This window comes from Kitasatospora sp. NPDC058162 (genome assembly GCF_042884005.1).
In the GTDB taxonomy this organism is placed as follows: Bacteria; Actinomycetota; Actinomycetes; order Streptomycetales; family Streptomycetaceae; genus Kitasatospora.
This window is the reverse complement of record NZ_JBHVUS010000002.1, coordinates 502,838-527,169: the sequence shown is the minus strand read 5'-3', so window position 1 is coordinate 527,169 and position 24,332 is coordinate 502,838. Positions and strand designations below refer to the sequence as shown.

Sequence of the window (24,332 nt, the reverse complement as noted above, 5' to 3'; positions counted from 1 at the left end):
GAGCCCGGTCGGCCCGGGGCGGGCCCGGTGGGCCGCCGGGGCTACGACGACGGCACGGCGAGGCGCTCGAAGCGCAGCGCGAGCCCGTCCAGCAGCGCCTCCAGCCCGGTCTCGAAGGCCCCCTCGTCGACCGCCCCCCGGTGCCCGGCGAGCCGGTGCGCCTCGCCGAGGTGCGGGTAGTCCGCCGCGTCGTAGACCTCGGCGTCCGCCGGGAAGCCGGCCGCGAAGGAGGCCAGCGCGGAGCCGGTGACGAAGTAGCGCATCAGCGCGCCGATCCGGGTGGCCTGGCCGCGCGGCCAGCCGGCTCCGACCAGGTGCCCGAAGACGGCGTCGGCCAGGCGCAGCGCGTTCGGCCGCCGCCCCGGCCCCTGGGCGAGCACGGGGACGATGTTGGGGTGGGCGGCCAGGGCGGCGCGGTAGGAGCGCGCCCAGTCGCGCAGCGCCCGGGTCCAGGGGGTGTCCTGAGATTCGAACATCGATAGGTCGACTTCGCCGATGACGCTGTCCACCACCGCGTCCAGCAGCTCGTCCTTGGTGGCGAAGTGGTTGTAGAGCGAGGGCCCGCTGACCGACAGCTCGGCGGCGAGGCGGCGGGTGGAGAGTGCCTCCAGCCCCTCGTCGTCGATCAGCCGCAGGGCAGCCGTGACGATGCGCTCACGGCTGAGCAGCGGGGTGCGCGGGCGAGCCATCGGGTCGCTACCTCCGGTCGGGTGGGGTGGGGACCGATTCTGGCAGGTGCCCCTTCCCAGCGCGGGCTGGTGGGGTCTACAGTCCCCTCGTAAAACTTGCAGCGCTAGTTTAACGAGGTGGGCACCGTCGTGAACCTGGAGTTGTCCGAGGAGCAGGCCGCCGTCCGGGAGCTCGCCGCCTCCTTCACCGACCGCGAGATCGTGCCGTACGCCGCCGAGTGGGACCGCGCCGAGCAGGTGGACCGCGCGATCATCGGCAAACTCGGCAAGGTCGGCTTCCTCGGCCTGACCATCCCCGAGGAGTACGGCGGCAGTGGCGGCGACCACCTCGCCTACTGCCTGGTGCTGGAGGAGCTCGGACGCGGCGACTCCGCCGTGCGCGGGATCGTCTCGGTCTCGCTCGGCCTGGTCGGCAAGTCGATCAACGCCTACGGCACCGAGCAGCAGAAGCGGCACTGGCTGCCCCGGCTCACCTCGGGCGAGGCCCTGGCCTGCTTCGCCCTCACCGAACCCGGCACCGGCTCGGACGCCGCCAACCTCACCACCCGGGCGGTGCGCGACGGCGACAACTGGCTGATCAGCGGCGCCAAGACCTTCATCACCAACGGCACCTGGGCCGACGTCGCCCTGGTCTTCGCCCGCACCGGCGGCGACCGGCCCGAGCAGCGGGGCCACCGGGGCATCACCGCCTTCCTCGTCCCCACCGACCTGCCCGGCTTCGGCCGCACCGAGATCCACGGCAAGCTCGGCCTGCGCGGCCAGGCCACCGCCGGACTCGCCCTGGACGGCGTCCGGGTGCCCGACAGCGCCCGGCTCGGCGAGGTCGGCAAGGGCTTCACGGTGGCGATGGCGGCCCTGGCCAAGGGCCGGATGTCGGTCGCGGCCGGCTGCGTCGGCATCGCCCGGGCCTGCCTGGAGGCCGCCGTCCGCTACGCCGGCGAGCGCGAGCAGTTCGGCAAGCCGATCGCCTCGCACCAGCTCGTCCAGCAGCTGCTGGCCGGCATCGCGGTCGACGTCGAGGCGGCCCGGCTGCTCACCTGGAAGGTCGCCGACCACATCGAACGCGGCCTCCCGTTCGCCACCGAGTCCTCCGTCGCCAAGCTCTACGCGAGCGAGGCCGCCGTCCGGGCCGCCAACAACGCGCTCCAGGTGTTCGGCGGCTACGGCTTCATCGACGAGTACCCGGTCGGCAAGTACCTGCGCGACGCGCGGGTCATGACCCTCTACGAGGGCACCAGCCAGATCCACCAACTGCTCATCGGACGCGCCCTGACCGGCGTCAACGCCTTCTGACCCACCACCCCGAACACCCGATAAGGAGCACGACGTGCGCCCTGTCTACTTCGCCGCAGCCCGTCGCACACCCATCGGCCGACTGCGCGGATCGCTCGCCACGGTCCGGCCGGACGACCTCTCGGGCACCGTGCTGCGCGCCCTGCTCGCCGACGTACCCGCCCTCGACCCGGCCCGGATCGACGACGTCTACTGGGGCGCCGCCAACCAGGCCGGCGAGGACAACCGCAACGCCGCCCGGATGGCCGTCCTGCTGGCCGGCCTGCCGGAGAGCGTCCCCGGCGCCACCGTCAACCGGCTCTGCGCCTCCGGCCTGGAGGCCGTCACCCTCGCCGCCCGGGCCATCGGCTCCGGCGAGGCCGACGTGGTGCTGGCCGGCGGCTGCGAGTCGATGACCCGCGCGCCCTTCATCCTGCCCCGCCCCGACGAGGCGCTGCCGCACCGGATCGAGACCTACGACACCCGGCTCGGCTGGCGGCTCACCAACCCGCGGATGGCCGAACTGCACGGCGTGCTCAGCATGGGCGAGACCGCCGAGGAGGTGGCGGGCCGGTACGGCATCGGGCGCGAGCGCCAGGACGCCTTCGCGCTGCGCAGCCACCAGCGGGCCGCCGCCGCCCGCAAGGACGGGCACTTCGACGCCGAGCTGATCCCGGTCGAGCGGCCGGACGGGGTGACGGTGAGCCAGGACGAGGGCATCCGCGAGGACACCAGCCTCGAGAAGCTCGCCCGCCTCAAGCCGGCCTTCCGCCCGGGCGGCACCGTCACGGCCGGGAACGCCTCGCCGATGAACGACGGCGCGGCCGGGCTCGTCCTGGTCGGCGAGGAGGCGCTGCGCGACCTCGGGCTGCAGCCGCTCGGCCGCTACGTGGCCGGGGCCTCGGCCGGGGTGCACCCGGACGTCATGGGCATCGGCCCGGTGCCGGCCACCGCCAAGGTGCTCGGCCGGGCCGGGTGGAACCTCGCCGACCTGGACACCGCCGAGCTGAACGAGGCCTTCGCCGCCCAGGCGCTGGCCTCCGCCGACGGCATCGGGTTCAGCCCGGAGCGGGCCGACGAGGTGGTCAACCCCAGCGGCGGGGCGATCGCCCTCGGCCATCCGCTGGGCGGTTCCGGCGCCCGCATCCTCACCACCCTGCTGCACCGCATGCGCCGCACCGGCGCCCGGCGCGGCCTGGCCACGATGTGCGTGGGCGTGGGGCAGGGTACGGCCGTGCTGGTCGAGAACGTCTGACGGAAGCATCAAGTGAGCGGAGGAACGGACATGACGCGGTTCGCAGGGAAGGTCGCCGTGGTGACCGGCGCGGCGCAGGGCATCGGCGCGGCCACCGCCCGCCGGCTGGCGGAGGAGGGCGCGGCCGTCGCGGTGCTCGACCTGACCGCCGAGCGGGCGGCCGGGACGGTCGCCGAGATCACCGCCAAGGGCGGCACCGCCCGGGCCTACGGCTGCGACGTGGCCGACTACGACGCCGTCGAGGAGGTGTTCGCGCGGGTCGCCGAGGAGCTCGGCGGGCTGCACATCCTGGTCAACAACGCCGGGATCACCCGGGACAACCTGTTCTTCAAGATGGCCAAGGCCGACTGGGACACCGTCCTGACGGTCAACCTGACCAGCGCGTACAACTGCAGCCACGTGGCGCAGAAGTACATGGTGGCGCAGAAGTACGGGAAGATCGTCTCGCTCAGCTCGCGCTCCGCGCTCGGCAACCGGGGCCAGGCCAACTACGCGGCCGCCAAGGCCGGCATCCAGGGGCTCACCGCGACCCTGGCGATCGAGCTCGGGCCGTTCAACATCAACGTCAACGCCGTCGCCCCCGGCTACATCGCCACCCCGATGACCGCGGCCACCGCCGAGCGGGTCGGCGCCAGCACCGAGGACCACCAGACCGAGGTGGCGGCCCGCACGCCGCTGCGCCGGGTCGGGCAGCCGGAGGAGATCGCCTCGGTGGTGGCCTTCCTGGCGAGCGAGGAGGCCTCGTACGTGAGCGGGCAGACACTCTACGTCAACGGCGGGGCCCGGTAGTTCCGCTCGAGGTGGCATTTCCGGCATCCTCGATTGAAATGCGTGGGCGCCGGGTAGATACGGTTAATATTCATTGAATATTACTGACGCGTCATCACAAGGCCGTCCCAGGTGCATGGTTACTTTTCCCTGGGACGGCCTTTACCTTTTCGCGTGGCCGATCATGACCATGCGCCTGGTCAAGTGACCCCACCAAATGACTATGGCATGATCATGCGGCACTCGATGGGATGTCCGAACCGACCCGACCGGACCTGGTCGGGCCCTCTGCGTCCCAAGGAGTCCCATGGGCAGCCCCGCCTCCCTCCGCCGTGCCCTGGCTCTGCTCGCCGTGGGGGCCACCGCCCTCACCGCCGGCACCGTTGCCGTACCGGCCGTCGGCGCCGCGACCGCAGCCCCCGCGCACGACCTCTCGGGCGTCCACGTCCGCCCGGCCTCCTTCGGCCACCACCTCGCCACCACCCGCCCGGCGCCGCTGACCACCACCCAGTGCGTCAGCCAGATCGGCATCCACTGCTACTCGCCGGTCCAGTACCAGGCCGCCTACAACCTGGCGCCGCTGTACAAGGAGGGCATCACCGGCAAGGGCCGGACGATCGTCATCGTCGACTCCTTCGGCTCGCCGACCATCCAGCACGACCTGGAGGTCTTCGACAAGCAGTGGGGCCTGAAGGACACCCAGGTCGAGGTGCGGAAGTGGGGCAACGTCCCCGCCTTCGACCCGAAGAACCCCGACCACACCGGCTGGGCCGGCGAGACCACCCTGGACGTCGAGTACGCCCACGCCATCGCCCCGGACGCCCACATCGTCCTGGTCGAGACCGGTGTCGCCGAGACCGAGGGCACCACCGGCCTGCCCGAGATGATGGACGCCGAGAAGGACCTGATCAAGAAGGGCGTCGGCGACGTCATCTCGCAGAGCTTCGGCGCCACCGAGAACACCTTCCCGGGTTACGACAAGGGCGACTTCAAGTCGCTGACCGACCTGCGCTACGCCTTCAAGGCCGCCGCCGACCGCAACGTCACCGTGCTCGCCGCCTCCGGCGACAACGGCGCCACCGACTCGCAGTCCAACGGCACCGACCTGTACAACTTCAAGGTCAACTCCTGGCCGTCCTCGGACCCGCTGGTCACCTCCATCGGCGGCACCCAGCTGACCCTGGACGACAACGGCAAGCGCACCGCGGCCGACAAGGTGTGGCACGACAAGTCCGGCGCCGGCGGCGGCGGCGTGTCCGGCATCTTCTCCCGCCCGTGGTACCAGGCCGGCGTCTCCGACGTCACCGGCGAGCACCGCGGCACCCCGGACATCAGCATGAGCGCCGCCGTCGACGGCGCCGCCTGGACCTACGAGTCCTACGACCCGACCGCGGTCGGCTGGCACCTCACCGGCGGCACCAGCGAGGCGACCCCGCTGTTCTCGGGCATCGTCGCGCTCGCCGACCAGCTCGCCGGCCACCGCCTCGGCCAGCTCAACCCGAGCCTGTACGGCCTGAGCCTGCTCCCGAGCAAGTGGAGCGGCATCGTGGACGTCAAGGAGGGCGACAACGGCTGGGGCGGCGTCACCGGCTACAACGCCACCGAGGGCTACGACCTCGCGAGCGGCCTCGGCACCATCGACGGCGCCAAGTTCGTCCACGCGATCGCCGGCGACGTGCAGTTCGACGACAACAGCCAGGGCGACGAGCAGTAACAACGAGCGGTGCGCGGCGAACGAGTCGCGACTGCTGGTTGACGGCTGACAGCTGACGGCTGACGGCTGACAAGTAACAGCGAACGGATAACAGATTTCATCATCTGTTATCCGTTCGCTGTTTTCTGTTATCTGTTTTCTGTGATCTGTTCGCCGTCGGCTGTGCGCTGTCAGCTGCTTTAGCCGTTTCGGCTGCTTCCGCTGTTTCAGCTGTCTCAGCTGTGCGCCGTGCCGCGTCGGCTGCCGACCGGCGGTCGGCAGCCGTGCAGGCGTGACGTCAGGCCTGGTCGGCCACCGCCGGTGCGGCGGCGGCCAGTTGGGCGAGGTAGCGCTCGGCGGCCCGGAGCTTGCGGTTGTCCGTGCCCGGGAGGAAGGCGCGCAGTTCGATGATCTCCGGGGCGATCCGGATGGCCTCCGCCCGGTCGGCGATCGAACGCCAGCAGGCCTCGGCGTTGGTGGCCGCCCGCTGGGTCTCCGGGTGGTCCGCGCCCTGCGAGCGCAGCAGCGTCATCGCCACCTCGCGGTAGATGGCGGCCGCCTCGGCGGGTCGGCCCGCGAGCCGGCACACGTGGGCGCGCACCTGGCGCACCTGGAGAACCGGCTCCGAGACGGCCCCGTGCTCGGCGATCGCCTCCAGTTCGAGGGCGAAGGCGAGATCGGTGGCGGCGGCGTGGTCCCCGGCGTCGGCGCTGCGGACGATCCGTCCGATGACCTCGCGATAGTCCTCACGCGGCGCGTTGGCGGCCGGGGTCTCGGCCTGCTCGGCGGGCACCGCGTCGGCCGGCACCGCGTCCTGGGGCGCCTCCTCCGTCGTCCGGGCCTCGGCCGGAACGGCGTCCCGGGGCTCCTCGGCCGGCTCGGCGACCTCGGTGACGTCAGTGTCCTCGGCGACCTCGACAGTGGCCTGGAGGACCGCCTCGACCGCCTCGACGGCCTCCACCGGCTCCGGACGGGCCTTGCGCAGCGTGACGCCCGCCGCGGGCACCGCCTCCGCCGACACCGCGGCATCGGCCTCGACGGCGGTCGCCTTGCGCAGGCTCACGCTGGACGGTTCCTCAAAGGACGGCTCGACGGGCGCCTCAACAGGCTGCTCCACGGGCTGCTCTCCGGCCTTGCGCAGGCTGACCGGGCGGGCCGCTCGGGGCGGCGTGGGCGGCACGCCGGGCTTGACCAGGTTCACCGGCCCGCCGACGGGTGTGACCGGCGCCGGGGCGACAGCCGCCGACGCCCGCTCGACCACAGCGTCCTGCGGCTCCGCCAGAGGCGGCAGCGGCGGCACGGTCGGCAGCGGCAGCTCGGACGGCACCGCGTCCGAGACGGGCACCGCGTCCGCGAGGGACGGCGCCTCCGGCACCGGCAGCACGACGTCCGCCACCGGGGCCTCGCCCCGGCGGGCGGTGTTGCGGAAGACCGGGCGGTCCGGGGTGTGGGTGGCCAGGATGACCACGTCCGGCCGCAGTACCGAGTACACCTGCTGGCGCAGCTGCTCGGGGGCGAGCACCTCGCCCGCGCCCGGGCGGCCGCCGTGCAGCGCCTCGATCAGGGCGCGGGTGAAGGTGCCGATCTGCTCCGGGTCCGGGCTGACCACCGCCCACAGCGGGATGCCCTCGCTGAGCGGCGAGACGGTGCCCTGGAGGTAGGGCCAGGCGTTCTGGTCGGCGCTCAGGTCGGCGATGACCAGGGTCTGCCACTCGGCCGGCCGGTGGCTCAGCTCGGCGGCGATGGCCTGCCAGGGCAGGCCGTCCTGCTTGGCGTCGCGCAGGGTCAGCTGCAGCTGCCCGCCGCGCTTGTCGGCGACGACGTGCCCGCCCAGGTGGACCAGCAGCGGGCCCGGGTGCCGGGAGGCGGCGCGCAGGTGGGCGAGGACGGTGTGCGGGTCGCTGGCGCCGGGGAGGTGGACGGCGTCCACCCCGTCCGCGGCGAGCAGCACCTGCGGCGACACGGCCGCCAGCATGGCGGACAGCACCGGCGCCTGGGCCGCGCCGCCCCGACCCCAGGTGCGGCGGCCGGAGTTGCCGTAGCCGCCCTCGACCACCAGGATCCGGCCGCGCGGTGTCGCACCGAGCCCGCCCTGACCCGCCGCAGCTGCAGCCGCCGGAACCGGAGCCGGAGCGGCGGACGGAACCGCCGCCGGAGCCGGGGCGCCCGCGCCCGCGGCGGGCAGGCCGGTGAGGGTCCATCCGGTGGGCGCGACCGGCGGCGCGGGCGGCACCACGGCGGCGAAGGCCGCGGGCGGTACCGGAGGCACGGGCGGCGGCTCGTACAGCGCGGCGGGCCCGGGCGGGTGCTCCTCGGCGGGCCGGTCCGCGGGCGGCGGCGGTACGGCGTCCCAGGGGCCCGAGTCCGCTGTCGGCTCGGGACCTCCGGAAACAGCTGTCGTCTCCGCCATCTTCTGGTCACCGCCCCGCCCCGCCGCGTCCACGGCGTCTGATGCCCTTGCCTTCGTGGTGCCTGCCACCACGTCCCGTGCGCGCCACCCTACGAGATCCCGGCACGCCCGAGCCAGGCCGGGTGGCCGATCGGCGTGCCAGGCCCCGGGCACCGGCCGCTATCGTGCCGTCATGACCGGCCCCGGACTGCCTTTGCTGTTCCTCGACGTCGACGGACCCCTGATCCCCTTCGGTGCCCCGCCCCCCGGCGGCTACCCCGCCTACCCCGGCCCGGGCGCGGGCCCGTCCGGCAATCCGCTGGTGGCCCGGGTCGACCCGGGGCTCGGGCCGCGGCTGCTCGACCTGCCCTGTCAACTGGTGTGGGCCACCACCTGGTTGGCGGACGCGAACGACTGCCTCGCGCCCCGGCTGGGCCTGCCCCGACTCCCCTACGTGGACTGGCCGGTCTCCGAGGAACCGGGCGACGGCACCGGCACGGACGCCCAACTGCACTGGAAGACCCGAACCTTGGTCGCCTGGGCGGCCGGACGCCGGTTCGCCTGGGTGGACGACGAGCTCACCCGGGCCGACCGCCACTGGGTCGCGGCCCACTCCCCCGCCGCCACGCTGCTGCACCGCGTCGATCACCAAGTGGGCCTCACCGACGCCGACTTCGCGGCCCTCGAGGCCTGGCTGCGCACCGCCTGACCCACCCGCCCCCGCTACACTCCCCCGCCATGGAGTACGAGGCCGGACCGCCCACCCGCTGGCACCTGACCCTGCGGGACGGGGCCCTGCTCGAACTGTGGGCGGACGGCTACCGCGTCGAGGACGGGGCGTACGAGTTCAGCGTGCTGGTCCGGGCCACGGCGGAGGAGCAGGCGGGCGCCGAGGTGCTCGCGCGGACCCCGGCGGACCCCCGACGGGTCATGGTGGCCGTGGCCAGGCTGGCGACGGCATCCGTGCAGGACGTCCACACGGCCTCCGCACCCGCGCGGGACGGCGCCTGCGCCTGCCGCCCGTTCTCCTGGGAGGAATGACCACCGCCCGGCGGCCTACGGGAGGTCTCGCGCGGGACACCGGTCCGGCTGGGCAGCAGGGGCGAAACCGTCAAAGGCCCCGCCGTACATCCAGTGCACATCGAGACTGGGCGTGTAGAACCTGCCGGCCGGGCCCGGCCGCACATACACCTCTCCCTGCAGCAGCTGGAGGGCCTGCCGGATGATCGCGCCCTTGGCCTCGAAGCGGATCGAGAGCTCGCGCACCGTCGGGAGCGCCTCGCCGGCGCCGATCCGGCCGTCGAGGATCTCGGCACGCAGTGCGTCCGCGATCCGACGGGCTGCCGAGGGCTCCTTGGCAGCGGCACGCTTGGCCATTTCGTCAACTCCCCTCCGAGGAACCCTGCTCACGACCCGGCGAGCAGGTCGCGCAGCAGGGCGACCGTGTCGGCGTCCAGGTCCCGGCCGGTCCGGCGGCTGAGCGCGTCGAGGCGGTTGACGGCGCGCAGCAGCTGGTCGCGCGCGCCGGCCGAGGCGTAGGCGTAGAAGAGGTCCCGGTGCAGGAGTTCGACGTCCGGGGCGACGGCGAGGCCGCGGAAGACGGCGGCCTCGGCGCTGCGGTGGTCGCCGTACTGGAGCCGGCGGGCGGCGAGTTCGTGGGCGGTGTCCACGATCGCGGCGATCATGTCCTGGCGCTCGGCCTCGGCCCAGCCGTAGGAGGCGGGCGGGGCCTCGGCGAACGGGGCGCCGCGGACCAGGGCCAGGGCGTGGGCGAGGGCGGCGTCCGCGGTGGCGCTGGTGCTGCGCATGCCGCGCCGGTAGAGGCTGCGGAACTCGTCCCAGTCGCAGGTGACGGCGGGGGCGAAGGCGTAGCCCTCGGTGGTGTCGGTGGGCAGGTAGGCGCGGCCGTCGGGGGTGCTGCCGAACCAGGCCGACAGGTCGGCGAGTTTGGCCGGCAGCGGGCTCCCGGCGTCGGACGCGGTGGGGTGCGGGTCGAGGTGGGCGGCGCCCGGGTGCAGGTCGTGGTCGAGCGCGTGGTGGTCGGCGCCGGGGCGCAGTGCGAGGTAGACGGCGAGTTCGGTGAGGCGGGGCAGCGCCCCGGGTTCGACGGTGCCGGGGGTACCGGCCACGTCGACCGGGCCGAGCAGCCGGATCCGGGGGGCGTTGCGCGGGGTGTGCGCCTCCGGGGAGCGCAGGATGGCGAGCAGGTCGTCGCTGTCGCTGCGGCCGGGGGTGGTCCGGGCCACGGGTGCGACGGCGGCCGGGCCGGGCTCGACCACGGCCGTTCCCGTCGTCGGCGCCGTACCGCCGGAGGTGCCCTCGGGGCCGGGTCCGGAACCGACGCCGGGCTCCGGCCGGGCCGGGACGCGCGGGTCGGCACCGGTGGGCGCGGGCGCGCTCTGGTGCGTCGGCACGGGCTCGGCGGGTACGGCGGGCACCACAGGCACCACGGGCCGCACCGGCTGGACGGGGAGCACCGGCGCCGAGGCCTCCGCCGGCGCCGACACCGTACCGGTGGCCTCCGGATCGGCGGCCTCCGCCTCACCGGGCTCGACCGGCTCGGCCGGTTCCGCCGACTCGACCGACTCGACCGGCTCCGCGGGCCCGCCCGGCAGCCGCAGGTCGCGGGTGGCCTCGTCGGCGGGCTGCTCCGTACCGGTGGCCGCCTGCCGCCCCTGGCCGTTGACGGCGAAGCGCGCGGGACCGGCCGGCGTGGGCACGGGTACGGGCGCGGGAGCGGGCGTGACCGGGTCGGTGCCCGCGAAGGGGCTGGCGCCGGTCCCGATGACCCGGGCCAGCAGCCGGGGCCCGGCAGCCGTCCCCGCCTCCTCCTCGGCCGTCCCGCCCGGAGCGCCGACGGCGGCCAGCACCGGTACGGCGAGCGGGAGTTCGGTGGTGTCGGGGTCCTCGTCCGGATCCGGGTCGAGGCCCGGCCCGTCCAGCGTCCAGGCGGGCGCCGGGTGCTGGGTGGTGTCGTCGGCGGCCCGGAGCAGCTCGGCGACCTGGTCGTACCGGTGGTCGTCCAGCCGCTGGAGTTCGACGGTCAGGTGCAGTCCGGGGATGGCGGCCTGGCCGGTGGTCGGCAGGGTCCAGCGGGCGACCGGCCCGGTGCCGCGCTCGGGGGCCCGGGTGATGACGGCGACGCAGGTGCGCGGGCGGGCGTCCAGCAGGCGGCCGAGCTCGGCGGGGGTGTCGCCGCCGGGCTGCTGGGCGCAGAGCACGATCTCGGGCACCCAGGACTCGTCCGCCTGGCCCCGGCTGCGGGCCTCGCGCGGGCTGGTGGCCTCGGCCGCGACCAGGGTGGCGCGGGCCTTGGCGGTGCGCGGGCCGAGGGCGGCGAGCGCGGCCTCCAGGGTGGGGTGGCGGTGGACCCGCTCGGCGGCCGGTCCGGTGATCGACACCTCCTCGGCGAGGTCCACCAGGTGCAGGTGGAGCCGGTCGGCCAGCGGGCTGTGGGCGAGCTCGATGGCGAGGGTGCGCAGCACGTCGCGGGCGTCGTCGGGGTGCCCGGACAGGTGCAGCAGCCGGACGGCCTCCAGGTCGGCGAGGACCACCGAGCCGTCCGGCGAGGTGCCCAGGGTGACCAGCGCGGGGTAGGGCGCGGGGGTCTTGCGGGCCTGGGCGGGGCTCAGCAGGTCGCCGGACTCCTCGCTGCACCACCAGACGTTGGCGGCGTGCGCGGCGCGGAACGGCGCGATCGGGGTGGCCGGGCCGGACAGGTGCAGCTCGATGGTGTGGTCGGGGGTGATCCGGGTCGCGACGATCGCGGGCAGCCGCTTGCCGCCCCGGGTGGTGTTGCGGGCCAGGGTGCGCAGGGCGCGGTCCAGCAGTTCCAGGCCGGCCTGGTCCTGGCGGACCATCAGCTCGTTCTCGAAGGCGGCGGCCTCGGCCTCGGGCATCGCGATGCGGTGGCCGGGGCGGCGGCCGCGCTGCTGGGTGCCGCGCTTGTAGGCGACGGTGCCGACCATCACGGCGGCGAGCAGCACGCCCACGGTGGAGGCGGTGAGGGCGACGCCGTAGTCGCCGCTGGGTGCCGGGGCGGCGTGCGCGGCGGGGGCGGGCGCGGGCGTGTGGGCGGGCGCGTGGGTCGGCGCCGGGGCCGGCTGCGACGCGCCCTGGGAGGGGGCGGGAGCCGGGGCCTGGGTGGCCGGGGCGGGCTCGGGCGTGGTCGCCGGACCGGCGCCGGTGCCGGAACCGGAACCGGCGGCCGGGGCCGGGGCAGGCGCGGGGGCCGGATCGGCCGGGGCGGCCGTTCCGGGGACGGTGAGCACCATCCCCGGCTCCACCACGTCGGGGTCGGTCAGCCGCTCCCCGTCCGGCGCCTGGACGCCCTTGTTCGCCTCGAAGAGCTTCGGCCAGGCCTCGGCGTCCCCCAACTCCCGCTGGGCGATGGCCGACAGGCTGTCCCCGGAACGGACGGTCACCGTCTTCGGTCCGCCCGCCCCCGGCTCCGTCCCGGCCTGCGGCACCTGCGCCGAGGGCGACGGGGCCTGGGCCTGTCCGGGCGTCTGGGCCTGTCCGGGCGTCTGGGCCTGTCCGGGCGTCTGGGTCTGAGCAGGCGCGGGGGCGGGCGCCGGAGCCGGGGCCTTCGCCTCGTCCGGCTTGGCGTCCGCCGGCATCAGCAGCTCCCAGCCGGGCTGGATCGGCCGTTCCGCGTCGAAGCGGATGCCCGAATCGTCCATCGCCCGGCCGTCGTTGAGCTTGGCGATCTCCACCCAGCGTTCCCCGGAGCCCAGTTGGCGCTCCGCGATGGACCACAGGCTGTCCGCCGGCCGGCTGTCCCGCACCGTGTACGTGGGGTGCTGGTCCGCCGCCTGGACCGGTGCGGCCGCGGGCTGGGCGGCGGGCAGCGCGGCCCGCTGCACGCCCGGGGTCAACTGCGCCTGGACGGACGGGCCGTGGGCCGTCTCGGGCACCGCGGCGAAGGCCGAACCGGCCACCGGCAGCAGCGCCAGCACCGAGCCGACCAGCCCCGCCGCCATCCGCTGGCTCCAGCCGAAGGCCGGGATCCGGCGGGCGATCCGGCCGCGCAGCTGGGCGGGGACCTCCAGCAGGACGGAGAGCGCGAAGCACGCCCAGGCCAGCCAGCCGACCACCACCAGCAGCCAGAGGAACAGCCGCCCGTCGTCCGGACTGGTGAGCGCCTCGCCCACCCCGCCGGAGGCGACCTCGCCCATCGAGGCGACCGCCTGGGTGCCGTACAGCAGCAGGGCGGGGACGCCGAACAGCAGGGCGAGCAGGGTGACCAGGGCGGCGAGCGCGCCGAGCAGCGCGCCGCCGCGACCGCGGCCGGGTCGGCGGCGCCCGGACCGGGCATGCCCCCGCACGGTCGGCTTGCCGGCCTTCCCGGCTCGGCCGTTCCCGGCTCCACCCTTCCCGGTTCCGCCGTTCCGGTTTCCGCCCGGGCCGGTACCGGCCCCGCCCGTACGGGCCTGGGCGGTACCGGCCTGGTCCTTGGCACGTGGCGCGGCCATCAGTGGTTCTCCGCTTTCTCGACTCCGTGGACGAGGGTCGCACTGCCCCTGCCCGTTACCTTCCGCTGCCCGAGGGCGCCCAGCAGGACCGGCCGGTAGTCGGCCTGCACGGTGACGGTGACGACCTTGTCGTCATCGGAGAAGACGACGTCGTCGACCTGGAGCCCGTACCGGCCGAGGTAGCTGCCGGCGGCCTGCCGGACGTAGTCCTGGCGGACCTTGAAGCCCGCCCCCTGCAGCACGGCCGCCTGGTCGAGCTGCTGTCCGCCGACCCGCGCGGCCTCCTGGGCGTACGCGTCGGTGCGCTCGGCCACCCGCAGCCGGCCGCCCGCGTCGATCACCAGCGCGATGACGAGCACCAGGTAGGCGGCGCAGATCGCCACGAAGAGGGCGACCGCGCCCCGGTCGGACCGTCGCCCGGCCGTACGCCGACGGCGGTCCCTCAGCCCGCTCAGCCCGCTCAGCACCCGCACCCCCTCCCCCTGATCCGCACGATGTCTCCCCACCGGCTCCCCACCGGACGCCCCTCGGTGCCGTTGCGTCATCCCCCGAGCGCTCTCCGCTTGCGTCTCCCCCGCGCGGGCCGTCCCCAATCCCCCTGCCGCGCCCGTTGCGGCCCGCGCGCCGCCCCGTGCCGCCGTCATGTGCCGCGGTAGCGGTCCATCACCGAGGTGAACTCCCCGACGAGGTGCTTCGTCACGGGCAGCCCGGACGGTCCGCCGAGCAGGTCGGCGAGTTCGACGTCGCAGGTCACCCTGACCGTCACGGTCGCCACCGGGCCGCCCGGCAGGTCCAGGGTGCCCTCGTCGACGTGGACGTCCGCGGTGCGGCAGGACACGCCCTGCTGGCGCAGCGCCGCCAGCGCGGACTCCTTGGCGGGCCCGTCCGCCCCCGCGACGCTGCGCTGGAGCGAGCCGGTCCGGGCCCCGGTGCGGGCCGCGGCCTCGACCGTGCCGGCCGCGGTCTGCACCCGTCCGGCGGCGATCGCCAGCAGCACCAGCCCCACCACGCCGGGGACGACGATCGCCGCCTCGATGGCGATCCCGCCCCGGTCCGGGCGCCGGAGCCGCTGGGGCCGCCGGGGTCTCCCGAGCCGTCGTCTCACGGCTTCACCTCCGGGGGGATGAAGCGCTCGCGCGGCGCCTCGGCGAACTGGCGGATGCTGGGCCCGGTGAGGCCGGGTATCAGCAGCGGCGGCGTCAGTTCCACGGTGACCTTGATCGTCTTGTCGGTGCTGTCGCCCGTCCCCACCTGGTACGCGTGCACGCCCTGCCGGTCCAGGAAGTCCCGGGCCTGGCGCGCGGCGGCCTCGTCCGCCGCCTGCTTCGTCGCGTTCCCCTGCACCCGGCCGGCGTCCACGCCCTCGCGGGCGGCGGTGAGCGCGACCTGCCGGTCGTACCAGATCAACGCGGCCTGGACGACCAGCAGCAGGAGCAGCAGGACGACCGGGAAGACGATGGCCAGACTGATGCTCATCGATCCCCGGTCGCCCCGGCGGCGGAGCGGACGACGACGGGCCCGGATCACTTGGAGGCGCCGCCCGCGCCGCCCGCGCCACCCGCGGCGCCGCCGCCGGGCAGGTTCGGGTCCTGCTCGACCTTGGTGACCACCTTGTCCTTCAACAGGTACAGCGCGGTCGCGACGGCCCCCGCGACGAACACCAACGCGATGATGGCGAGGGCGAGTTCGATGCTGATGGCACCCCGGTCGCCGCGCGCCCGGGCGGCCCGCAGCCGGCCCAGCCGGAGCGTGAACAACAGCAGGGCGAACTGCACGGGCAGCAGGACGGGCCGCAGCACCCGGCCTGCCAGCTGGGCGAGTCGTACGGTCATCGGGGTCTCCCGGGGGTGTGGTGTGTGGTGTCGGCTGCTGGGGACAGCTCATCGGGCACGGTTTCGAGCACGGTCTCGGGCACGTCGTCGGGCACGGTCTCGGGCACGTCGTCGGACCCGTCAGTCGAGCATCTGGTGGAGCGCGGGGAACACGATCAGGACGGTCATCAGCAGGGTCAGAGCGGCGCCCGGCGCGACCATCCGTTCGCTGTCGGCGTTGGCGCGGGCGAGGTCCTCGGCGAGCAGCTCGCCGCGCAGGCCCTTGGCGCGGGCCCGCAGGGTGTCGTACACGGCGGCGCCGTCGGTGCCGGACAGCCGCATGATGTCGGCCACGTCCTGCAGCGGGCTGAGGCCCAACTCCTCGGCCAGCGCGTCGAGTCCGGCCCAGGGCGGGAGCCGGTCGGTGGCGGCGCGCTCCAGCGCGTCGCGGATCCGCCCGAACACCACGCCCTGCCCGACCGAGGCCGCCCGGCGCAGCGCCTCGGCGGGCCCGCAGTCGGCGGCGCGCTCCATGGCGACGAGTTCCAGGTAGGCGGCGATGCCGTGCAGGTACTCGGTGCGCGCCTCCTTGGCCTCGCCGCGCACCACGGCGTCCGGGACGAACCAGAGCAGTCCGGCCAGCAGCGGCCCGACGACCAGCGGCAGCGCGAACGGCAGGCCGACGTCCACCAGTACGGCCATCGCGCCCAGGTAGGCGGGCAGCAGCAGGCCGAGCGCGGCGAACAGCAGCTTGTGCACCATGAACCGGGCCGGGGTGCGGCCGATCAGGGCGAGTTCGCGGCGCGGGATCGTCACCCCGCGCAGGGTGAGCGAGCGCTCGCCGATCCGGTCGTACCAGCTCGGCCGCTCGTCCGGGTCCTGCTCGCGGTCGGCCGGGGTGCGGTGCAGCCGGTCCAGCGCCTGGCGCAGGTCCGGTGGCGCGGGCCGCAGTTCGGCGACCAGCAGGGCGAGGCCGCCGGCCGCGACGGCGCCGGCCAGCACGGACCAGGGGGAGATCACCGGACCTCCCCGAGCTGCTCGACCGGCTCAGGACCGGCACCGCGCAGCCGGCGCCCGCCCTTGCTGCGCCGGTCCGGGGCGAGCAGCCGGGGCACCGGCGGGTGCGAGGCCAGGGCCCGCATCCAGGCGATGATCGCGACGAACAGGGCGGCGACCACGGCCAGCACGATCTGGCCGAGGAAGGTCCCGTACGGGCGGGTGTACTCGGTGTTGAAGGAGCCGACCGTGACGACCAGCACGATGATGCCGACCAGCCAGCGGATGGTGGTGCGGTGCTTGGCCCGGTCGGCCTCGATGGCGCGGCGCTGGCGGACCTCCTCGCGCACCGAGTCGGCCATGTCGGAGAGCGTCCGGGCCAGGCCCGGGCCGCTGTCCCCGGCCCGCAGCACCAGGGCGGCGAGCACCTTGTCGGCGGTGGCGTCGGCCAGGCTGTCGGCGAAGGCGTGCAGCGCCTCCTCGGGCCGCCAGCGGGCCTGCAGCCGGGCGGCCAGTTCGGCGATCTCGTCCTCCAGGGCGGCGGGGGCGGTGCGGCGGCTGGTGACGATGGCCTGGTTGAGGCCGACGCCGAGCAGCAGCACGTCGGCGATCCGCTGGGTCCACTCGGAGAGCGCCTCCAGCCGCTCGATCCGGTGGGTGTCCGGGCGGGTGGTGTCGAACAGCCAGGGCAGGCCGAAGACGGCCAGCGGCACCAGCAGCGCGGTCAGCGGGATGCCGGTGAACAGCCAGGCCAGCGGGGCGCCGACGAGTGCCAGCGGCAGCTGGATCCGGCGCAGCCGCACCATCCGCAGCGAGGCGCTGCCGGGGGCGCCGTACCAGAACACGTGGGCGCGGCCGGCCAGCGGGTTGGCCGGGGCGGCGGGCTCGTCCTGGTCGGCGGGCTCGCTGCCGCGCACCCAGACCACCAGGGCGACCAGGCCGCCCGTGAGCGCCAGCCCGCACAGGGCGAAGAGCAGCATCACCGCGCGCCACCGCCGATCCGCAGCTGCAGCGGGGCGGCCCAACTGCCGTACCGGGAACCGAGCAGCGCGGCGTCGAAGCCGGCCCGGCGCAGGTCGTCCAGGCACTGCGGCGGGGTGTGCGGGACGGCGCGCGGCTCGCCCAGCTCCGGCCGGGGGCCGAAGACGGTGTTCAGCGCGGGCCGGCCGCTCTCGCCGAGGCCGGTGACCTCCAGGACGTGGGAGACGAAGCGGTGCCGGCGGCCGCCGACGGCGGTCTCGTCGACCATGGAGACGTGCACGATGAGGTCCAGGGCGTTGGCGGTCAGCCGGTAGGCGAGCGCGTCGGTCATGTGCGAGCCGTACTCCAGGCAGAGTTCGGCGATGCGGTCGACCACCATGTGCGGGCCGCGGGCGTGCAGGGTGCACATCGAGCCGCCCTCGCCGTTGGTCATGACCCGCAGCATCGGGACGACCTCGCCGGAGCGGACCTCGCCGACGATGATCCGCGAGAGGGTCATCCGCAGCGCGGCCGGGATGAGGTCGCCGATCGACAACTCCCCGGCCAGACGGCCCTCGACGCGCTCGCCGTTGCCCTCCCGGGCCTCCATCGGGACGACCTGGCGCAGGTGGCCGAGGGTGTGCAGCCAGAGCTCGAACTCCGACTCCAGGGTGCCGATCCGCTCGTCCGGCGGGATCTCGGCGGCCATCGCGCGCAGCAGGCTGGTCTTGCCGACGCCCTGGGTGCCGGTGATCATCACGTTCTTCCTGGCCCGGATCGCGGCGGCCAGGAAGGCCGCCAAGGTCCCGTCCAGGGTGCCGAGTTCGACCATCTCGGGCAGCGTCGCCGAGGCCACCCGGTGGCGGCGGATCGCCACGTACGGGCGCGGCGTCACCTCGGTCAGCGCCTGGAGGCGCATGCCGCCCTCCAGCCGCAGGGCGAGGGTCGGGCTGGCGGTGGACAGGCTGCGCTCGCCGCCGCCGTGCTGCCGGGCCAGGTCCTGGAGCAGTTCGACGAGTTCGGCGTCGCTGTCGGCCACCGGCGGTACCTGGCGCAGGGGTTGGTGCACCTTGGAGACCCAGACGTCGTCGCAGCCGTTGACCAGGATGTTCTCGATCTCCGGGTCGTCCAGGTAGGGCTGCAGCCGGCCGGCCCGGAACAGCAGGTCGAAGACGGCCTCGGCGAGGGCGCGGTCCTGGTCCCGGGTGGGCGGGATGCCGTGAGTCTGGGCGTAGGCGTCGGACCAGCGGGCGACCGCCTCCTCGATCAGCGCGCGGCCGCGCTGACGGCGGGTGGCCCGGTCCGGCTCGGCGCCCGAGGTGGTGGTCAACCGGGTGATCTGCTGGTGCAGTTCGGCCGCGACCTGGCGCTTGAGCTCGCGCGCGACCTGCGGGTCGACGGCCGGCCGGGTGGCGGTCCCGCGCACGTCCAGCGAGGGCAGCTGGGCGGGCACGGCGGTGGGCCCGGCGGCGGGGGCGACGGGCTGCGGGGCCACGGGCTGGGGCGCGACCGGGCCGGGCCGGTACGCCTGCGGCTGTGGTTGGGCCTGCGACTGGGGCTGCGACTGGGGCTGGGCGGCGGACGGTACCGGTGCGGCCCAGGGCAGGGCGGCCGGGTCGGCCGTCGGATGCTGGTGCAGGGGGCTACCGCGCACGGAGCACCTCCCCGGGGTTGTACGGGTACTGGTCGTCGTCCTGACGATCCGTCACCGTGGGCTGCTGGAGCTGGTACGGGCCGTCCTCGTCGGCCCGCCCGGCCCCCTGGACGTGCGCCGGGAACGGCGCCGGGGCGGCGGGCTGCGGCGCCAGTCCGGCGAGCGGCGCGACCGGACCGGTGGTGATCACCGGCGGGGCGTACGAGGGCGGCTCGGCCGCGCCGGGGCCGGGGGCCGCCTGGCCGTACGCGGGCTGGGCGTAGCCGGGCTGGCCCTGGGGCTGCGCCCGGTGTCCCTGGTGCGCCTGGTACGCCTGATGCCCCTGGTACGTCTGGTCCGGGTAGGTCGGCTGCCCGTACGGGGTCGGCACGGGCACCGCCGGCGTCGGCGGCACCGGGGCGACGGGCCCGACCGGCACCGGCCCGGCGGGTACAGCCGCAGGCGCGACCGCGGCGACCGCGTTCGGTGCGAGCCGCTGCCGCCGTCGGCGGACCAGCGCTTGCACCTCGTCCGCCGCCGACCGCGCCGTGCGCATCAGCTCCGAGCGGATGAACCGCCGGTCGGTGGTGTCCCCGCCGTCGGAGAGCACCCGGGCGGTGCGGGTGGCGTACGGCAGTTCCCCGAGCACCGGCAGGCCGAACTCGCGGGAGACCTCCGCCCCCGAGTACGGCCCCTCGGCGATCAGCAGCAGTCCGAGCGCGTCCGTCCCGGTCCCGGCGGCGGCGAGGTCCTCGCCGAGCGCGGCGAGCCGGGGGCGGGCCGCGCTCAGTCCGCGCAGCGTGCTGCGGACCGTCACCGCCACCACGTCGGCGCGGCGGGCCAGCACCGCGCTGGTCCCGGTGGCGCCGGAGCGGCCGAGGTCGACGATGACGTCGTAGCCCTGCTGCTCGATGCCGTGCAGCAGTTCGGCGAGCGGCTCCCAGGTGTAGGCGAGACCGGAGGCCTGGGCCGGGTCGGTGAGCCCGGGCAGCAGCAGCCGCTCGGCGTTGCCCTCGGGCGAGAGGTCGATCAGCTGCTCCCAGATGGTCTGGGCGAGCAGTCCGCGCCGGTCGGCGACGGCCAGGTTGCGCAGCCCGTACACCGCCTCGACCCGGCCCTCGAGGGCTCCGGCGAGCACGGCGCCGCCGTCCGGGTCGGCCTCGACCAGCAGGATCCGCCGGCCGGGCTGGAGCGGCCAGGCCAGCAGCAGCGCCAGGGCGGTCGTGGTCGCACCGGGCGCGCCCGGGCCGCCGACGACCGCGATCACCGCCATCAGGCGCCACCCGTTCCGGCCTGGGTCGAGGGCGCGCCGGCCCCTCCGGAGGACGCACCGCCGGAGGGCGTCGTACCCGAGGGCGCCGTGCCGGAGGGGGCCGCCGACGGGGAGGCCGGGGCGCCGCCGGCCTGGCCGCTCCCGCCCGCGGCGGCGCGCGGCGCCAGCAGCACCTGGATCCGGCCGCCGGCCACCCACTGCGCCAGCCGCGGCCCGTCCGCCGAGCCGACCGCCACGTCGACCACCTGACTGCCGTCGGTGTCCACCCGGCCGACGGTGATGACCGTCGCGGCGAGCGAGTCCGGCCGGCCGTTGTCGGGGGTGTTGACCACCACGATCTGCACCCCGGGCTGGAGCCGGCTGGCGGGCAGCTGGGTGCGCTTGGCCGACACCCCGACCACGATCTGCCCCGGCAGCACCGACAGGCCCTGCGCCAGGTCCGAACCCGTCAGCATGGCACCGCGCTTGAGGTCGGTGGCGGCCCGCAGGCCGACCGCCCTGCTCCGGTCCTGGGCGGCCACCGGATGCAGCGCCGGGTCGCCCGCGATCCGGGCCACCACCAGGTCGTCGTCGGTGATCACCTGCCCCCAGGGCACGTCCCGGGCCAGCGCCAGCACCGCGACCCGCTGGCCGGTGCTGTTGTAGAGGACGGCGCCGCCCAGCCCGCCGGCCGCGATCAGCGCGACCGCCATCGCGAGCACCGCGGGGCGCCGGCGCCGGGCCCGCAGGGTGCGGCCGGGCGCGTGCGGGGTGGCCCGGCCGCGGCCCTGGTCCTGCTGCTCCGGTACCGTCACGGACACCGCGGCGCCCGCCGGTGTGCCGGTCCCCGGCGTCGCGAATGTACGGTTCTCCACCGGGTTCCGCCCTTCCTCTTTCGCTTTCCGGATCGTCAGTGGCCGAACGGCCGGTGTGGCACGGTCAGTTGAGGACCTGGACCTCGGCGACCTTGAGCGCGAGGTCCGATCCGCGCGGCATGTCGATGTCGAAGGTCTTGGCCTGCGGCCCGGTGATCACCACATGGGCCCGCCAGTGCGCGGTCACGGTGCCGGTGAAGACACCGCCCTTCCGGGTGCCCGAGCCGGACGCGAACTCGTAGCCGCAGTCGGGGGACTTCGCGTCCTTGTACACGGGGTCGTACGGCGTCCCGGCCGTGGCGCAGTCCACCGTCATCCCTTGGCCGAAGTCCCAGGTCATGCCGTCCAGTTGCGCGGTGACGGTGACGGAGGCGCCCGGCACCGTGAGCGAACTCGGCTTGGGCGCCACCATGCCCTCGGCCCAGAGCCAGACCGGCGCCTTCACCACCGCGGTCTCCTTGGGCGCGAGGCCCGCCTTCGGGGCCGGGAAGACCATCCGGTCGGCGAGCAGCTTCGCCTGGACGGTCAGGTTGATCACCGGGGTCGCGCCCGCCGCGTTGCTCACGAACTGGGTCTGCAGACCGTCCTGCCCGCCGGCGGTCTGCGGGCAGACCTTGGAGTAGACCGTGCCCTCCGACGGCTTGTGCCCCTCCCAGGCCTTGTCGCCCTCGGCCGGCTGCTGGTCCAGGGGCCGGAAGTAGCACCCGACGTCGCTGTTGAAGTAGCCGCGCTCCGGGTCGTAGCAGGCCCACTGGGTGTCGTGGTAGCTGCACAACTGCGGCCCGCTGCCCCCGGTGTCGCCCCCGCCCTGCGAGGTGCCGGGCGTGCTGGTGCTGCTGCCGCCGGTGCCGGTGTGCGAGCAGATCACGTTCAGGGAACACGTCTCCGCCCCGGTGCCCGGTGGTTCGTCCGCCGCCGCCGTCAACGCCGAGGACAACAACAGCCCGGCGGACAACGAAGCGACGACCGCGAACCGCCGGGCCGGTTTCCGTGAGTTCAGCATGTCCGGTCCACCTCCCGCTTGAAGTCGTAGATCAGCCAGTGCGCTTGGAACCATCGCAGGGACGCGGTCGCGGCATAACGGTTCAGTCGGCCGACCGGATCCTTCGCGGTGCGGGTGACGGCATCGACGCTGTGCCAGTCCGAGAGGTCGACGCAGTCCTCGATCACGGCGGTCTGCGGATCGGCATTCAGGTCGACGGCCTTCACCACGGCCGAATTCCGCGGCATTCCGGTCATCACCAGTTTGGCGTCGTGGAGTTGGCGGAGGTCGACCAGGGCATCGGACAGGGCCCGTCCGGAGGAGTACGCCTCGAGCGCGGAACCGTCCGAGTCCGTACGCCCGTAGGCCGTGGCCTGGGCCTGCCACCAGTCCTGATACGTCCTCAGGGCCAGCCGCCCCCGGGCCCCTTCCGGCCCGTCGGTCGGCGCGATCGAGCCGTTTGCCGAACCACCCGAAGGAGTTAACGGATCCACTCCCGCAACCGTGGGCACGGGCGACCCCAGATGATCGACGGAACCGCCGCCACCACCACTCGCACAAGCGCCGAGCAGCAGCATCAGAACCGCCCCGCCAGTCCCAACCGCCCCAGGGCGCAACACATTTCCGCGCTGCCGCATCGCCCCACCTCGTCGCGACCGAGCCGATCCGTGATCAACGGCCGCCAGGAGAATTCCGAAGTCCCGCCGATGTTTCCGCTGGGGATCGATTCTTCGCCAACCCACCCCATCACGGCAACACCTCAGGCCCCCTGACCTTACGCGGAAGGCGGTTCCGTCGGGGCGTTTTCCCGCCACAGAACGGCCAACAGTTCTTCGGAAAGCGACAATCCGGCCAATGCGCCCCGGACGGCGGCCCGATTGCGCATCAACAGGCGCCCACCGTGCGGCGGAACGAGCAGGCGCGCGCCCGGCGCACCCGAACTACCGGGCGGATCACCCCCGTCCAGCAACCCGGCGACGGCGGGCTGGAGGTCCAGCGGGGAGACCGCCGCCGGGGCCCCAGGGACGCCCTGCCGCAGGACGGCGGTGAGCGCCCGGCTGAACGAGCCCTCCTCGCCCGGCAGTACGGCGTCCCGGCCGCGTCTGCCCGGGGCGTAGCGGCCGATCCGGCCCCACAGCGGGACCCTGGAGTAGCTGAGCAGCTCGCCCGCGCTGTCCTCGCCGGAGCGCTCCAGCGCCGTCCAGGTGTCCCGGTCGGCCACCGCGTCGACCAGCAGCAGCGCCTCCTCCTGGTCCCCGTGCACCATCGCGCTGACCACCCAGTCCCAGGCCAGGCCGCGGCGGTAGGCGTTGCCGGGGGTGCTGCCCCGGGTGACCAGGGCGAGCCGGCGCCCGCGCGGGTCGGCCACCAACTGGCCGACCAGGCAGACCACCAGCCAGCGGCCGGGGTGCTGGGCGGCGTCCCGCACGGCCGTCAGCATCGCGTTGGCGTCCGCGTCCGGCGCGACGGACGTCACCCGGCAGCCCGCGGCACCGGTGTCGAAGCACATCCCGGGCAGCACCTCGGCCAACAGCCGGGCGCCCGCCGGGGCGTGCGCCGACCCGCCGTAGGCCCGGTCGGGCCCGCCGTCCGCCCCGAGCACCACCAGATCGACTCCGCCGGCCATCCGTCCGCCCCCTCCTGCGCCCGCCCCTCCACCGATCCCGCCGCGGGGCAGGCTACCGCTCCGGGCGGGCGCCGACGGGGCTCCCGGCCCGTCCGCCCAGGGACCATGGGCCCTATCGACGCCCGCGCCGACCGAGGACGATCGGACGCATGGAGCGTGAGGACCGTGTGGAGACCCTGAGCGAGGCCGAGTGCCTGCGGCTGCTCAGCACCGTGCCCGTCGGGCGCGTGGTGTACACCGAGCACGCGCTGCCGGCCGTCCTGCCGGTCTCCTTCGAGGTCCTGGACGGGCGGCTGGTGCTCGCCGTGCGCCGGGGAAGTGCCACCGCGCGCGGGCTTGACGGCACGGTGGTGGCCTTCCAGGCGGACCAGCTGGACCCGGTCACCCGCACCGGGTGGAGCGTGCTGGTGCACGGGCGGGCGGACGCGGTCAGCGAGCCCGCGCAGGTACGGCGGGTGCTGCGCTCCGGGCTGCGGCCGTGGGTGGGGGATCCCGAACCGCTGTTCATCGCCCTGGTGCCGGAACTGGTGAGCGGCCGTCGGCTGTTCCCGGCCGGACAGGGCTCGCTCGGCCGACCGCTGCTGCGGCCCTGAGCTCGGCTTTCGCACTCCGCTCCTGACAGGTACCGGCGGGTAGGCATACGCTTCCGGCGTCCT

At 74.9% G+C, this 24,332-nt stretch carries 23 protein-coding genes; 7 read left to right on the top strand and 16 right to left on the bottom strand.

Annotation, left to right across the window (positions count from 1 at the left end):
• Window positions 1-41: 41 nt before the first annotated feature.
• Window positions 42-689 (bottom strand): TetR/AcrR family transcriptional regulator, encoded by a 648-nt coding sequence (locus ACFVXG_RS05855; protein ID WP_387924684.1) that lies wholly within the window; start codon window positions 687-689, stop codon window positions 42-44.
• Between the two features lie 129 nt (window positions 690-818).
• Between ACFVXG_RS05855 and ACFVXG_RS05850 the strand changes: the two genes are divergently transcribed.
• From ACFVXG_RS05850 to ACFVXG_RS05835, 4 genes are all read left to right on the top strand, one after another.
• Entirely contained in the window at window positions 819-1,982 is a 1,164-nt protein-coding gene (locus ACFVXG_RS05850; protein WP_387924889.1) for an acyl-CoA dehydrogenase family protein, read from the top strand.
• A gap of 34 nt (window positions 1,983-2,016) precedes the next feature.
• Window positions 2,017-3,216 (top strand): thiolase family protein, encoded by a 1,200-nt coding sequence (locus ACFVXG_RS05845; RefSeq protein ID WP_387924683.1) that lies wholly within the window; start codon window positions 2,017-2,019, stop codon window positions 3,214-3,216.
• Between the two features lie 30 nt (window positions 3,217-3,246).
• Entirely contained in the window at window positions 3,247-4,005 is a 759-nt protein-coding gene (gene fabG / locus ACFVXG_RS05840; protein ID WP_387924681.1) for a 3-oxoacyl-ACP reductase FabG, read from the top strand.
• Window positions 4,006-4,291: 286 nt separating this feature from the next.
• Window positions 4,292-5,698, top strand: coding sequence for a S8 family serine peptidase (locus tag ACFVXG_RS05835; protein ID WP_387924679.1), 1,407 nt, complete (start codon window positions 4,292-4,294; stop codon window positions 5,696-5,698).
• A gap of 277 nt (window positions 5,699-5,975) precedes the next feature.
• Here ACFVXG_RS05835 and ACFVXG_RS05830 read toward each other — a convergent pair whose 3' ends face one another.
• On the bottom strand, window positions 5,976-8,087 hold the full coding sequence (locus tag ACFVXG_RS05830) for a hypothetical protein (protein WP_387924678.1): 2,112 nt from the start codon (window positions 8,085-8,087) through the stop codon (window positions 5,976-5,978).
• A 172-nt stretch (window positions 8,088-8,259) separates the two neighbouring features.
• On the opposite strand from ACFVXG_RS05830, the gene ACFVXG_RS05825 reads away from it, so the two are divergent.
• Both ACFVXG_RS05825 and ACFVXG_RS05820 read left to right on the top strand, forming a co-directional pair.
• Window positions 8,260-8,775 carry an HAD domain-containing protein gene (locus ACFVXG_RS05825; protein WP_387924677.1) on the top strand — a complete coding sequence of 172 codons (516 nt, stop codon included), beginning with the start codon at window positions 8,260-8,262 and terminating at the stop codon, window positions 8,773-8,775.
• Window positions 8,776-8,804: 29 nt separating this feature from the next.
• A complete protein-coding gene (locus tag ACFVXG_RS05820) occupies window positions 8,805-9,107 on the top strand; it encodes a hypothetical protein (protein ID WP_387924675.1) in 303 nt (100 codons plus the stop codon).
• A gap of 15 nt (window positions 9,108-9,122) precedes the next feature.
• Here the strand turns inward: ACFVXG_RS05820 and ACFVXG_RS05815 are convergent, their stop codons facing one another.
• The 14 genes from ACFVXG_RS05815 to ACFVXG_RS05750 all read right to left on the bottom strand — a co-directional run bounded on the left by ACFVXG_RS05815 (window position 9,123) and on the right by ACFVXG_RS05750 (window position 23,676).
• Window positions 9,123-9,443 carry a GntR family transcriptional regulator gene (locus tag ACFVXG_RS05815; RefSeq protein ID WP_387924673.1) on the bottom strand — a complete coding sequence of 107 codons (321 nt, stop codon included), beginning with the start codon at window positions 9,441-9,443 and terminating at the stop codon, window positions 9,123-9,125.
• Window positions 9,444-9,472: 29 nt separating this feature from the next.
• Entirely contained in the window at window positions 9,473-13,540 is a 4,068-nt protein-coding gene (locus ACFVXG_RS05810) for a LysM peptidoglycan-binding domain-containing protein (RefSeq protein ID WP_387924671.1), read from the bottom strand.
• Window positions 13,540-14,007 (bottom strand): hypothetical protein, encoded by a 468-nt coding sequence (locus ACFVXG_RS05805; protein ID WP_387924669.1) that lies wholly within the window; start codon window positions 14,005-14,007, stop codon window positions 13,540-13,542. The genes ACFVXG_RS05810 and ACFVXG_RS05805 overlap by 1 nt, the downstream gene beginning before the upstream one ends.
• A 173-nt stretch (window positions 14,008-14,180) precedes the next feature.
• Entirely contained in the window at window positions 14,181-14,645 is a 465-nt protein-coding gene (locus ACFVXG_RS05800; RefSeq protein ID WP_387924668.1) for a TadE/TadG family type IV pilus assembly protein, read from the bottom strand.
• Window positions 14,642-15,016, bottom strand: a complete 375-nt coding sequence (locus ACFVXG_RS05795) for a TadE/TadG family type IV pilus assembly protein (RefSeq protein WP_387924666.1) — start codon at window positions 15,014-15,016, stop codon at window positions 14,642-14,644. The genes ACFVXG_RS05800 and ACFVXG_RS05795 overlap by 4 nt, the downstream gene beginning before the upstream one ends.
• 47 nt (window positions 15,017-15,063) lie before the next feature.
• Complete coding sequence (locus ACFVXG_RS05790) at window positions 15,064-15,372, bottom strand: hypothetical protein (protein WP_387924664.1); 309 nt, start codon at window positions 15,370-15,372, stop codon at window positions 15,064-15,066.
• 120 nt (window positions 15,373-15,492) lie between these two features.
• Window positions 15,493-16,371 (bottom strand): hypothetical protein, encoded by an 879-nt coding sequence (locus tag ACFVXG_RS05785; protein WP_350505890.1) that lies wholly within the window; start codon window positions 16,369-16,371, stop codon window positions 15,493-15,495.
• The gene (locus ACFVXG_RS05780) at window positions 16,368-17,327 is read right to left on the bottom strand and encodes a type II secretion system F family protein (protein ID WP_387924662.1); all 960 of its coding nucleotides are present in this window, start codon (window positions 17,325-17,327) and stop codon (window positions 16,368-16,370) included. Before ACFVXG_RS05780 ends, ACFVXG_RS05785 begins: the two co-directional genes overlap by 4 nt.
• Window positions 17,327-18,961, bottom strand: coding sequence for an ATPase, T2SS/T4P/T4SS family (locus ACFVXG_RS05775; protein WP_387924660.1), 1,635 nt, complete (start codon window positions 18,959-18,961; stop codon window positions 17,327-17,329). Before ACFVXG_RS05775 ends, ACFVXG_RS05780 begins: the two co-directional genes overlap by 1 nt.
• Window positions 18,951-20,213 (bottom strand): hypothetical protein, encoded by a 1,263-nt coding sequence (locus tag ACFVXG_RS05770; RefSeq protein ID WP_387924658.1) that lies wholly within the window; start codon window positions 20,211-20,213, stop codon window positions 18,951-18,953. Before ACFVXG_RS05770 ends, ACFVXG_RS05775 begins: the two co-directional genes overlap by 11 nt.
• Entirely contained in the window at window positions 20,213-21,067 is an 855-nt protein-coding gene (locus ACFVXG_RS05765) for an SAF domain-containing protein (protein WP_387924656.1), read from the bottom strand. Before ACFVXG_RS05765 ends, ACFVXG_RS05770 begins: the two co-directional genes overlap by 1 nt.
• Window positions 21,068-21,131: 64 nt before the next feature.
• Entirely contained in the window at window positions 21,132-22,070 is a 939-nt protein-coding gene (locus ACFVXG_RS05760) for a hypothetical protein (RefSeq protein ID WP_387924654.1), read from the bottom strand.
• Complete coding sequence (locus ACFVXG_RS05755; protein ID WP_387924652.1) at window positions 22,064-22,627, bottom strand: hypothetical protein; 564 nt, start codon at window positions 22,625-22,627, stop codon at window positions 22,064-22,066. The genes ACFVXG_RS05760 and ACFVXG_RS05755 overlap by 7 nt, the downstream gene beginning before the upstream one ends.
• Before the next feature lie 197 nt (window positions 22,628-22,824).
• Entirely contained in the window at window positions 22,825-23,676 is an 852-nt protein-coding gene (locus tag ACFVXG_RS05750) for a hypothetical protein (protein ID WP_387924651.1), read from the bottom strand.
• Window positions 23,677-23,825: 149 nt separating this feature from the next.
• On the opposite strand from ACFVXG_RS05750, the gene ACFVXG_RS05745 reads away from it, so the two are divergent.
• On the top strand, window positions 23,826-24,269 hold the full coding sequence (locus ACFVXG_RS05745; RefSeq protein ID WP_387924650.1) for a pyridoxamine 5'-phosphate oxidase family protein: 444 nt from the start codon (window positions 23,826-23,828) through the stop codon (window positions 24,267-24,269).
• Window positions 24,270-24,332: the final 63 nt, after the last annotated feature.

Bases quoted from the DNA above. Each gene is read 5' to 3' on its own strand.
- ACFVXG_RS05815 (WP_387924673.1), bottom strand. From the start codon at position 9,443: ATGGCCAAGCGTGCCGCTGCCAAGGAGCCCTCGGCAGCCCGTCGGATC.
- ACFVXG_RS05745 (WP_387924650.1), top strand. From the start codon at position 23,826: ATGGAGCGTGAGGACCGTGTGGAGACCCTGAGCGAGGCCGAGTGCCTG.
- ACFVXG_RS05835 (WP_387924679.1), top strand. From the start codon at position 4,292: ATGGGCAGCCCCGCCTCCCTCCGCCGTGCCCTGGCTCTGCTCGCCGTG.
- ACFVXG_RS05830 (WP_387924678.1), bottom strand. From the start codon at position 8,087: ATGGCGGAGACGACAGCTGTTTCCGGAGGTCCCGAGCCGACAGCGGAC.
- ACFVXG_RS05855 (WP_387924684.1), bottom strand. From the start codon at position 689: ATGGCTCGCCCGCGCACCCCGCTGCTCAGCCGTGAGCGCATCGTCACG.
- ACFVXG_RS05770 (WP_387924658.1), bottom strand. From the start codon at position 20,213: ATGGCGGTGATCGCGGTCGTCGGCGGCCCGGGCGCGCCCGGTGCGACC.
- ACFVXG_RS05760 (WP_387924654.1), bottom strand. From the start codon at position 22,070: ATGCTGAACTCACGGAAACCGGCCCGGCGGTTCGCGGTCGTCGCTTCG.
- ACFVXG_RS05825 (WP_387924677.1), top strand. From the start codon at position 8,260: ATGACCGGCCCCGGACTGCCTTTGCTGTTCCTCGACGTCGACGGACCC.
- ACFVXG_RS05750 (WP_387924651.1), bottom strand. From the start codon at position 23,676: ATGGCCGGCGGAGTCGATCTGGTGGTGCTCGGGGCGGACGGCGGGCCC.
- ACFVXG_RS05755 (WP_387924652.1), bottom strand. From the start codon at position 22,627: ATGCTGCTGCTCGGCGCTTGTGCGAGTGGTGGTGGCGGCGGTTCCGTC.
- ACFVXG_RS05790 (WP_387924664.1), bottom strand. From the start codon at position 15,372: ATGACCGTACGACTCGCCCAGCTGGCAGGCCGGGTGCTGCGGCCCGTC.
- ACFVXG_RS05795 (WP_387924666.1), bottom strand. From the start codon at position 15,016: ATGAGCATCAGTCTGGCCATCGTCTTCCCGGTCGTCCTGCTGCTCCTG.
- fabG (WP_387924681.1), top strand. From the start codon at position 3,247: ATGACGCGGTTCGCAGGGAAGGTCGCCGTGGTGACCGGCGCGGCGCAG.
- ACFVXG_RS05780 (WP_387924662.1), bottom strand. From the start codon at position 17,327: ATGCTGCTCTTCGCCCTGTGCGGGCTGGCGCTCACGGGCGGCCTGGTC.
- ACFVXG_RS05810 (WP_387924671.1), bottom strand. From the start codon at position 13,540: ATGGCCGCGCCACGTGCCAAGGACCAGGCCGGTACCGCCCAGGCCCGT.
- ACFVXG_RS05820 (WP_387924675.1), top strand. From the start codon at position 8,805: ATGGAGTACGAGGCCGGACCGCCCACCCGCTGGCACCTGACCCTGCGG.